Raw genomic sequence first — 10331 nt, 5'->3', positions numbered from 1 at the left:
GCGAAGACGCTGACCGGTCATCCGTTCTATTACTTCGCGTATGGCGCGGCGGTGTCGGAGGTCGTCGTCGATACGCTGACCGGCGAGTGGAAGCTCGTGCGCGCGGACCTGTTGCACGACGCGGGCCGATCGATCAATCCGGCGATCGATCTCGGCCAGATCGAAGGCGGCTTCATTCAGGGCATGGGCTGGCTGACCACCGAAGAGCTGTGGTGGGACCGCGACGGCCGCCTGATGACGCACGCGCCGTCGACGTACAAGATTCCCGCGGTCAGCGACACGCCCGCCGAGTTCCACGTGCGACTCTACGACAACAGCAATGCGGAGCTGACCGTGTTCCGCTCGAAGGCCGTCGGCGAGCCGCCGATCCTGCTGTCGTTCTCGGTGTTTCTGGCGATCCGCGCCGCGATCGCGGCCGCGGCGCCCGATGCGCAACATGCTCCGCCATTGCGCGCGCCGGCGACGCCCGAGGCGATACTCGACGCGCTGGATGCGTTGAGTGCGTCGGACGCGTCGCAGCACGCACATCCGACCGAAGCCGCCTCGCACCCCGACAGCGCCGACATCCCCACGCCACCCGCCGCGCCGACACCTGACGCGGCCCCGCAAGGAGAATCGCCGGATGCACGCTCGGCTCACTGACCTGCAACATCTGCTCGCGCATGACGACGCCACCGTGCTGCTGACGGTCGCGCGTCGAAAGTTCAGCGCCCCGCGACGCCGGCACGAAGATGATCGTCACACGCGCGAGTTGGGCAGATATTCGCTCGGCGACGGCCGCCTCGAATGGGAAGCGATCGAGACGGTTCTGTCGCGTTAGCGAGGTCGAGTAGATTCGGGCGAATCGCAACGTACGGCACGCACGATGGCAAAGACGAAGACGACGCACAAGTCACTGCCGGGGGGCGCCGGCAGAGTGCTCGATGTCCGTGCGGGCACCCGCGTCGCACAGGGCCAAAATTGTCGATTCTCAATTCGTTCAGACCGGTTCCCTAACCGAATTTGCTTCCTCGATATTTGCACCGGAGCGCCTTACTCCAGGATAACGAGATCTCCATTTCCGCGGTGTCGCTCTGTTCGCATGTCTTGATTCGCACGCTTTTACTACAAATCAGAATTTGTGACGGATGGCCGCGCGAGCAAGGACCTGGAAATTATTGGATGAATCGTTCATATTCGTGATGTTGGCAACAGCGGGGGTACCGAGAGACGATGTTCCCGATGCTTGCTGCCAACTAATTCCGAAATACACATCGGTGCGTTTGGACAGGAAATAGTCGGTTGCAATCGCTACCTGGTTGAAATGCTGGTTTCCGATTTTGTGTCCCGCGGCGTTTTGAACGCCATCCGAGTGCAAGTAGGCATATGATGCAGCGACAGTCCAAGCCGGGCTGAAACGATACAGTATTCCAACGTCGTAGTTGTTGAATATCGCCGTTCCGTCTTGAAGCGACGCGCCGAGATTTGCGTATTGAATATTGGAGAACGAAGCCGCCAGGATGACTGGGCCGATCGTGTAATTGGCCCCTACGACTGCGGACTGGTATGTTTCGGCAGAAGCATATCCTCTGTTGAGGGCACCCTGCAGAGGTGAAAACCCGTTCCCATAGGCAGTAAAGAAACCTGTGCCTGGCGCTGCAGTGGGGTGTTTAAAATACTCGAATGCCACCCCCACTTTTAATGGCGCGTTTGCGTAGCCGGCACCTACCGAATAGCCGCTGGCAGTTGTGAAATTTCCGGGAGCGCCACCTAAGCTATACTCCACCCCGAAAGTCGCACTGCGGATTTCAGGACTCATGTATCGTACCGACTTATTCACTCGAACCGTGTTGCACGCATTGTCCACATCGCCTGGGTGCCCGGCCGGCGCACCTCCCACGAGCGCTGCGGCAGTGAGTGGCTCGGGGAAGTAGAAGATCATGTCGTACTGACGTCCAAATGTCAGGCCGCCCCAGTTGTCCCTTGTCAGGCCGACGAATGCCTGACGACCAAACAGCAGCCCGCCTTGAGCAGCCAGACCGTTGTTTAAGTTCACACCCGATTCAAGGGTGAAAATCGCGTGTAAAGTTCCGCCGAGGTCCTCGACTCCGGTCACCCCCCATCGACTTCCCATGAGGCCGGCAAGCGAATCAAGCGACAGTCTCTGTCCGCCGCCAGCGTTGCCTTGATACATGATTCCTTCGTCGAGGACCCCGTAAATGGCCACACGACTTTGTGCGTTAGCGAATGAACACATTCCAACTGAAGCTATACAGATCCCCAACTTTATCAACTCACTATGCATCATCCGTTGTCCTGTCAATCACCATTTATATAACGCCCTCTTTACTTAACTCGGCTGCCCGTCATCCGCATCGAAGGGGCGCGAGGTGACTCTTAGACTCGATTCAATGCATTACCTTTGCATAAACACTACAGTGACGCGGGCCCGCTACCCGCGCAGTGTCAGGTCCTCGCGGAGCACGCTGGCGTATGGCGGCGGACGTGCCCTCGAACGCGAGCGCAGTGTCGCTTCAAACTGATGACTTTGGGAATTCAAAGCATAGGTTATGCCTAGCCATTTCTCTGTTAGCAGCCAAACCGGCCCGCACAGCCAAGCGACCAAAACGTCTTGAAAGAGCACTAATTCGAACGGATGGACAACTCACACATCACTACAGGATCGCTTACCGCTGACATATTCGAATTCCCAAAGAATCCCATGTATGAAAGTCGCCGTTTTGTTGTAAGCATTCGCTCAGTGCCGCACAATTGACCTCGGCGCGGCAGAAAACCGAGTGCTAAAGAGCCGGCAGAGACGGGAATTCTGACAGTAGAACAAGGAGAGCGCTTATTCGTTGGATGTGCGCCCGACCCAACCCACTAAACGGAAGTTTGCAGAGGTTCTGAGGTGATGGACGATCCTCCGTTACACGGCGGAAAGTTCATGCTAATGTGGACAAGTCGAGATGCCACGCCGCGCAATCTAGTCGGCATGGAGATGTTACTTTAGTATGGAAAGTCGGACGCGTATCAGATACCGAAACTTCTTAATAGTCTCTCACGATGGAACATTCGGTATGTCATATGTCACCGCTCTCACATCATTTGAATGCCAATCGAAACCGCCGCGCAGTAGAAGAGGATCACTTAGCAGCGTCGGAGCGCAAGGGACCATCTTCAGGACCTGCTGCAACATGGACCGTCTCCATCAGACCGACTGGTCGGCACACGACGAGGCCCTCTCTTCTCTTCCCTTGCTATGGAGCCTTTCCGACGACGGGTCCTGGGCGTCGGTCTTCACGTGCTGTTGCATGACCTCAGACATGCTGTCCTCCATTGACGTGCAACTCTGCTCCGTTGATGTACGAAGAGGCCTCAGTGCAGAGAAAGTAGATTACTCGTGCGACCTCGGCCGGATCCCCGAGACGACGCATAGGAATTCCGTGATTCACGATCTCCTCTGTGCCGGGCGACAGGATTGAGGTATCAATTTCGCCCGGAGCAATAGCGTTGACGCGTACACCCTTCGGGCCAAACTCGTGCGCCATTTCTCGTGTTAGAGCTGCGAGCGCAGCCTTTGAGGCTGCGTAGGCAGTACCTGCGAAAGGATGAACCTTCACCCCGGCGATTGATGTTACGTTGGCAATGGCCCCGTTTCCTCGGACCAGCTCTGGGAACAACGATCGCGCCAGTAGTGCGTTTGATACCAAATTCACGTTAAGAACAGTCATCCAAGTCCGAAGATCGCTCTTGAGAACTCCGAGGCGCGATCTATCCTCGCCTTTAGGAGAGACGCCAGCATTGTTGACGAGCGCGTGTAACTGTCCATTAGGTAGCCGTCGCCTGACTTCCAAAGCGATTCGGTCGATACTATCTAGGTCCGCGAGGTCTGCCTGTATGTGCGCTTCGCGCGCAGTAGGCCACTTGCAACTGTCCGAGAACGGCCGCCGGGAGACAGTGAACACCTCCCAGTTGTTCTGCTGAAAAAGCTTAACTGTGGCATGACCGATACCGCGGCTGGCGCCGGTCAGCAGCATATAACGAGTAACTTGGCCCATCTGTGCATGTCCAATTGGATAGATCGTTGCGGCGTGCAGTTGAGCGACTGCCGCCCTGCATGGGTGAGGTGTACCTACTCGCAAGCAGGCGTGCCAAACGCACTTCATGCCTGCAAGTATCTCGCCGACTCCCGACCCGCTCGTTGTCTTCAATCAAACGTGCTGCGGATATGCTCAGCAACATTCAAAAGTTCCTGCAGTGCAGCAATTGACCAGTTTCCACGATGCGTCACCGCGGTCACGCGACAAGGTCAATTGGTGTTGCGAAAATGGAGACCGGGCAGTGAGTAAGAAAGGCAATATCGCGATTGGCGGGCAATGCGCGGCTTGGACAGCAGCCGCCTCCGTTCGCCGCGGATCCGCGGGATCGCTTCGACAAACACTGGCATCAAGCGTCCGATGGTCGGTCGCGTTTTGTGAGGATAGCAGACTTTCATATGGCGAAGTGCGCGCCACATTCGAGCACTCACAGAGGCCCTGCTCGACGCGAAAATGCGCACGGCCACGCAGATAACCCCGCACCAGGTCGCGTGTCAGTCACGCGTGCCGGTGCAAGGTCAACCGACTGACTATAGCTGAAGAACAGATAACCACGCCACCATTGATCACAAGACTCACCAACGTAAAATGGGCGAACAGGTGGCAGTAATACACCGCGTGGCGCAATACCAGTGCAACCCTCATCTCTGTGTGAGAAACGACAGCTTGGCACCGAGTGTAGTGTCCACGATCGAAAACGCAACATGCACACCGACACGAGCCACGAACGCCACGTGCGCGTCCAATACGGACGCGCCAGTCCGATGAAGCGCCGGAAGAATCGGCCGTTGATGCTGTAGACTACCTCGAATTTCTGATCACCAGCAAGGATTCGTGTTGGCCTGCTCCCTCTGGTTCTGCGTCATTTCGTTCTGTAACTTCGCCACTGACGACGCCTTGAGCGCTGCATCGTCGTTGAATGCGCACCACTTCTTCGCTCCTGACTGAACCTCGATGATTTCAGGCCGAACGACATCGTATTGAGGCAGCCATTTCTTGACCGTTTCCTTCAACCTTAAATAGACGTCACGACCAATCTGTCGTATTCCTTTCCGTTCACATAGAACATCAGTGACCGAATGCTACGCGCTCCCAAATAATCGAAGACTTTCTCGCCTTTAGCCACTTTCAGTTGCACCATCTTGATCCTCCGGAGAACCTGCCTGCTGTTCGGCGAAGGGGTTTTCGTACCGCACCGTGACTAAGATCCTCATTCCCGCCGCGCGCGACGTCTACGCCGACCGCCTTCTGGGCATGACTCGGCCTCAGTACGCGACCGAGCGGCCCCGGAGCCGCAAGCACGACATCCATCGTGCCCTTCTGCTGCCAGCGCTTGGAGTTGTGCCGGGCGGTAGTGTGTGACGGGAAGCCGAGGTTCTGCTGCAGATGCACCAAGCGGCATTTCGTGGTGAGCACATGCACGATGGCTTTCAGCCCGCAGACTGGCGACGCGCGGACGACCAAGGCCAAGTGTCTGCGAACCGAAGAGCGGCTCAACCATCACCCATTCGTCGTAAGTGGGCGGCTGGTAGATCAAACGTCGCTTACCTCTTCTTCGACCGATCGTTGAGCGGTCTGGCCGTCCAACACTTCTATCCGGAACGGGCCACGGACTCCCGTTGAAAATTCGGCCTCCGCGACCAAGGCGCGTTCGATTCTGACGTCCGGCCGCCTCGGCACACCGACGGTGGTATGCAGCGAGCCCAGCGCCACCTGTTCGCCGCTACCACAGGCATCGAAGTTCACGGCGCGTTCAGCAACCTGATAATCGACGCCAATCTGGAAGATACGCCCCATGTACCCAACCAGAAAAGTGCCTGCCGATTCGCGTTCGCCGTCCTTGCGCGCGAATCCGCCGCGGGTAAAGCAAGCGCGTACCGCATCAATGAACGTCGTGCACATGAAGGCGAACACGTCGGTGCCTTCCGGGTGCGGCGCGACGGTCAGACATGGCCCAGAAGCTGCCCCATCCAGAAGGATTGTGGTGAAGCCGATCAGGAACGGTCCCACACGATAAATCTTGGGGTCGGCGCGCACGGTGATGGCCCCTCCCCCCCGATCCTGCCGAATCCGCACCCATGTAAACCTTCTTGCCATCTGTCAGCGCCACAATGCAGGTCATGCTGCCTCCGTAGGCGTTGCCCGATAGAACGCGACGCGCACGCCCTCGCACGGCTCAGCCGTGGTCGAAGCCATGCAAGTCCGCCCATTGCCGTCCAGAACTGCCCCGCGGTTCCATGACGTCCCGCCGGCGGGCATCACGCCCCCCGTGATACTTGCCTTCTTGCCAGGTAACTTCATCAGCATCAGCGCGGCAATCTTGTGCCACTGATTTTCAGTGGCCCGCATTGCCCGTGATTGGCGTTGGTCCAACGCAGAAACCAAGTCATTGGCCTTTTGAAGCGTGACAGCTCCTATATAGAATATTTTGCTGGTCACTACCGCATCGGGTCCGGCGGAGTCCCAGACAGTTTTTGATAAATCGGCATGAGCCGATCCTGCACAAAGAACGCATAGCAGCAACACAGCGAGGAGAACGTTTTCGCAAAAGAAATTCATGCCTTCCTTTGTAAGCAAACCACTCGTCAACTAGCCATCATCCACGTCGCCAACGAAGGCTATCGAGCGCCAGACGGGGATGGCTATAACTGCGCAAATTCGTTGCCGCGCATAAGGGTCAGCACCTCGGATTCTGATACCGTGCAAAATGGATGCCACCATATCACTAATTGCCAGCCACACTGATATAAAAAGTTTTTTTAATGCCATAACGATTGTTTAATATTTAATCGTTTGGAAGTGCGATCTACTGAGTCCAGTCTTAATAATTCGCTCTCGCGGTCGACCCCGCTCAGGATGTCGATGCGTGAGCCGCGAAGCGGGTGAGCAAAGCGACCCGGGGGAGGACGTCAAAACACTGTAGCTTTCTGAGAATCATGCGCAGATTTTTGGCCGACGCCGCACAGCACGGCATTGATCGATCGCCCAGCGCTACCTTCAGCCAGTTGTTTCGAGCTTGCCATCCGCCTTCATATGACCGATAGTCGGCTCAATCGCGCTACGCCGCCGGATCATGACGCGCAACGTTCGCGTGATGCCACGCCGCAGACGGGGGTGGTAGACCCTAACGCTGTCCGGCTCGGCGCCCCCGGCAACCACGGTCGACGATCACGATTTCAGGTTGGACGTCACTGAGAATCGCCGCGTAGTCCAGCGCTTCTTCCATGGGATGACCGTCGTGCGCATTGCCCGGCATCATCGAGCGGGTCCTAATCACCGGCTCCTCCGACGCGTCGCCGTGATCAACACCTCTACACCGTAAGCGCTAGATTTAGCACGCCGAATGCGGAATCGTTTGCATTCTGCGCGCGTGAGTAGCCCCATCGCGACGGTCGATGTTGACCGGCGATGTTTCCAATTGTGTTCGGGGAGTGTGCGCCGACGTGGCGGCCTACGCGCGTCTTGTGTGTCAGCTCGCTTTAGACTCGGCGCTGCGCTTCGCATAGTTGAACGGCAGCAGATCGCTGATGTCGGCATCCGGCGCGCGTTGCGGCAACTCGGTCAGCACGTGTACGAGGTACGCATAGGGCTCGACGCCGCAGGCCCGACAGGTCCGCATCAAGCTGTACTGTACACCATGGCGCTCGCCTTTGCTCCGGCAACGGTGTCGCTGAACAGCCCCGAAGCTCTGCCAGTGCAGAAGGGGCGGATATCGCGTTCCATGACGTTATTGTCTACCGGGGCAAGCCCATCGGCCACATAGCGGCTCAGATATTCCCACTGGTTGCGTGTATAGCCAATTGCCTTGCCCAGCAGGCTCTCGGGCAACACCTCAGGGGCCTGCTCATCGAGCCATTTCCTGAATGCTTCGAGCAATGGAACACTGTGCTGCTGGCACAGGCGGTACATGTAGCCGATACGCGTCTCGCCTTCAGGCAGATTCCCTTTGGCAAGCCGCTCGACCTAGTACAGTGCCTCGAAGTACTTGAGTGCCTGCGCTACGCGGCCACCGGGGTTCTTCTGCCCCTTGAGCGCGTCGACGAAGGTCCGTCTCGCATGGGCCAGGCAGCCGAAGTGAGTTGGGCCTTCGAGCGTGCGCCACGCAGCGTAGCCGTCGCTCATGAGCAAGCCCCTATAGCCGGCGAGGAACCTCTCCGGATGTTCCTAACCGCGCTCCGGCTGGAGCCACCGGCTCCCCGCAGTCCTCGGCACTGCGGGGAGCCCACACATAGCTCTTGCTCTGCGCGCTCTTGCCGGGCTCCTTGAGTACCTGCACCGTGGTTTCGTCGCCGTGAATCAGCGGCTGCGAGAGCAGCGTCTTACGCAGCGCTGCGTACAGGCGGCTGTAATGCCAGCTCGGCGGGCCGGATGATCCAGTTGGCCAGTGTGCCGCGGCCTACCGGAATGTCTGCGCGTGCAAATACGTCTGCCATCCGGTACAGCGGCGTACCGTCGACAAACTTGCCGGCCGTGACGGTGGCGATCACCGACGCGCTGGCATTGCTGCCCGGCAGCGCCTGCAGGCATCGACGCCAGGACCGGCGTGCGGTCTGCGTGGCGCTCGCAATGCCGGCATGCGTACTTGAACCGCACGTGTTGCAGCACCGGCGCCTTGACCCCGATGTGCAACTGCACGCTGTTATCCTCGCCCATGCGGTGCATCCCGTGACCGCAGCAGGCGCAAATCTTCTGGTCCTCAGGCACGTCGTATTCGATGCGCTGGGGCGCAGGTTAGCCGGCAGCGGTTTGCGCCCGCGCTTGCCGCGTTCCGGCTCGTTGACTTGCGGCAGTCCGGTGTCAGGCAACGCGAACGCGTCATCAGCGTTGTCGTAGGCCTGGGCCATCTGTTCGGCTTCGTTGAACACGCGATCCTTGAGCTTCACACTGCGGGGCGCAAAGCGCTGGCTTTGTGCAAGCCGCAACCGCTCTTCGAGGGTCTGTATGCGCTGGGCCAGGTCAGCAGTACCCTGCTCAAGTTCACGGATATAGGCTTGGGCGGCCGGCGGAAGTCCAGAGAAGTCATGTGTGTCCATGCCTCTCACGATAGCGATGCAACCGCCCAAACAGGTTTACGTACCGCCTTGATATCAATCAAGGTTTGTGTCGATCGTCTCGGGCCGATAGCGGCGGGAGGGATGTCGACGAACCGCTTCAATGTCGATGCCCATCAAACAGCCAATGCAGTTGTTCGGTCGTCAGTTCGATGACGGCCTACTGCCGGCGCGGCCACACGAACCGGTCTGCTTCCAGGCGGCGCAGCATCAGCCAGAAGCCGTTACGCTCCCACAGCAACAGTTTGATGCGGTTAGCCCGCCGGTTGTTGAACGCGTACACGGCGCGTGCGAGCGGATCGAGCTGCATCGACTGCTCGACCAGGTTGACGAGGCTGTTGATCCCAGCCCTGAAGTCGATCGGCTCGCGGTGCAGATAGACCCGCAGCTCCGTATCGAAGCGGAACATCAGCGCGCTCGCAATGCTACGATCATCGCCGTCACGAGTGAAGCGTCGCGCCCGGTACACTCGAGCTCAACGACATCCCCATTGGGCAGCGTCGCCGACAGGCTCGCCAGCGATGCCGAGCGCGGCGAAGGACGAGAAGGTTCACGCTGTGGCGTCGATTCCGATGCGGGTGGCACAGCTCCCCTTGGGACCAACGCCGGGGCCGCGTCGTCGATTGTGACGACTGTCGCGAATGCCGATGGTGCTTGCCCAAGACCGGCATTTGCGACAGCAGTACATTCACGGTGCTCTTCCAGGCGCACCCCCTTGTGCAACTGGTTCGCATTCACCCCGGCCTTCAGCGACAAGCCAGCCAGCGATGCGCCAGGCCTCGATCACCTTGCGCTTGCCCTCCGGGTTGGATCCATGCTTGCCATCAGCACATGTCGGGATCACCCGCAGGGGGAAAAGTCAAAGTCAGTGTCGGCCATTATCTGCGTCCTCAATTCAAGTCTGCGGGCGCAGCTTGCATCTTCCCGGACTCCGGAGGCTAGGTGCGCCTGATTTCACGCTTACTTTACACCTTATATGGTCGCGCCCGGTTTATCAGGCTTTCTTTCAAGTGGTGGCGACGCTGGTAATCGACTGTTTCCGTATATCCAGACTGTCAAACGAGCCAGATGAACTCTAGCAGGCTGTTGAATTTGGGTCCCGTGTAAACGGGGTTTGAGGGACGGGCGTTATGGATATCGTGTTCATGATCTTTGGCAGCGGATGCGATGCGCGGAATGGATGAGATGCAGGAACCCCTGT

General features: G+C 58.4%; 7 protein-coding genes and 2 pseudogenes. 2 read left to right on the top strand and 7 right to left on the bottom strand.

The window, feature by feature from the left end:
- Together AB4Y34_RS39540 and AB4Y34_RS39535 are read left to right on the top strand one after the other, a co-directional pair.
- Positions 1-642, top strand: a 642-nt coding sequence (locus tag AB4Y34_RS39540) for a molybdopterin cofactor-binding domain-containing protein (RefSeq protein WP_368719096.1), incomplete at its 5' end; no start/stop codon positions are given.
- Complete coding sequence (locus tag AB4Y34_RS39535) at positions 623-820, top strand: hypothetical protein (RefSeq protein WP_255215347.1); 198 nt, start codon at positions 623-625, stop codon at positions 818-820. The genes AB4Y34_RS39540 and AB4Y34_RS39535, both read left to right, overlap by 20 nt.
- Positions 821-1111: 291 nt before the next feature.
- Here the strand turns inward: AB4Y34_RS39535 and AB4Y34_RS39530 are convergent, their stop codons facing one another.
- The 7 genes and pseudogenes from AB4Y34_RS39530 to tnpB all read right to left on the bottom strand — a co-directional run bounded on the left by AB4Y34_RS39530 (position 1112) and on the right by tnpB (position 9539).
- Positions 1112-2284, bottom strand: coding sequence for a porin (locus AB4Y34_RS39530; protein ID WP_368719097.1), 1173 nt, complete (start codon positions 2282-2284; stop codon positions 1112-1114).
- A gap of 1015 nt (positions 2285-3299) precedes the next feature.
- Positions 3300-4040 (bottom strand): SDR family NAD(P)-dependent oxidoreductase, encoded by a 741-nt coding sequence (locus AB4Y34_RS39525; protein ID WP_368719095.1) that lies wholly within the window; start codon positions 4038-4040, stop codon positions 3300-3302.
- Positions 4041-5612: 1572 nt separating this feature from the next.
- Positions 5613-6116 carry a hypothetical protein gene (locus AB4Y34_RS39520; protein WP_255215346.1) on the bottom strand — a complete coding sequence of 168 codons (504 nt, stop codon included), beginning with the start codon at positions 6114-6116 and terminating at the stop codon, positions 5613-5615.
- 81 nt (positions 6117-6197) lie between these two features.
- Entirely contained in the window at positions 6198-6638 is a 441-nt protein-coding gene (locus tag AB4Y34_RS39515; RefSeq protein WP_176369984.1) for a hypothetical protein, read from the bottom strand.
- A gap of 292 nt (positions 6639-6930) precedes the next feature.
- Positions 6931-7400: pseudogene (locus tag AB4Y34_RS39510) on the bottom strand (IS5/IS1182 family transposase); the annotation flags it as partial.
- Between the two features lie 148 nt (positions 7401-7548).
- Positions 7549-9112, bottom strand: a pseudogene (locus AB4Y34_RS39505) (IS66 family transposase).
- A gap of 178 nt (positions 9113-9290) precedes the next feature.
- Entirely contained in the window at positions 9291-9539 is a 249-nt protein-coding gene (gene tnpB, locus AB4Y34_RS39500) for an IS66 family insertion sequence element accessory protein TnpB (RefSeq protein WP_368719094.1), read from the bottom strand.
- Positions 9540-10331: the final 792 nt, after the last annotated feature.

The sequence above is a fragment of the Paraburkholderia sp. BR10954 genome (genome assembly GCF_040965775.1).
Classification (GTDB): Bacteria; Pseudomonadota; Gammaproteobacteria; order Burkholderiales; family Burkholderiaceae; genus Paraburkholderia; species Paraburkholderia youngii.
Note: the sequence above shows the minus strand (reverse complement) of the source record. Positions and strands in the feature narration are given on the sequence as shown.

Bases quoted from the DNA above. Each gene is read 5' to 3' on its own strand.
- AB4Y34_RS39535 (WP_255215347.1), top strand. From the start codon at position 623: ATGCACGCTCGGCTCACTGACCTGCAACATCTGCTCGCGCATGACGAC.
- AB4Y34_RS39530 (WP_368719097.1), bottom strand. From the start codon at position 2,284: ATGCATAGTGAGTTGATAAAGTTGGGGATCTGTATAGCTTCAGTTGGA.
- AB4Y34_RS39525 (WP_368719095.1), bottom strand. From the start codon at position 4,040: ATGGGCCAAGTTACTCGTTATATGCTGCTGACCGGCGCCAGCCGCGGT.
- AB4Y34_RS39515 (WP_176369984.1), bottom strand. From the start codon at position 6,638: ATGAATTTCTTTTGCGAAAACGTTCTCCTCGCTGTGTTGCTGCTATGC.
- tnpB (WP_368719094.1), bottom strand. From the start codon at position 9,539: ATGTTCCGCTTCGATACGGAGCTGCGGGTCTATCTGCACCGCGAGCCG.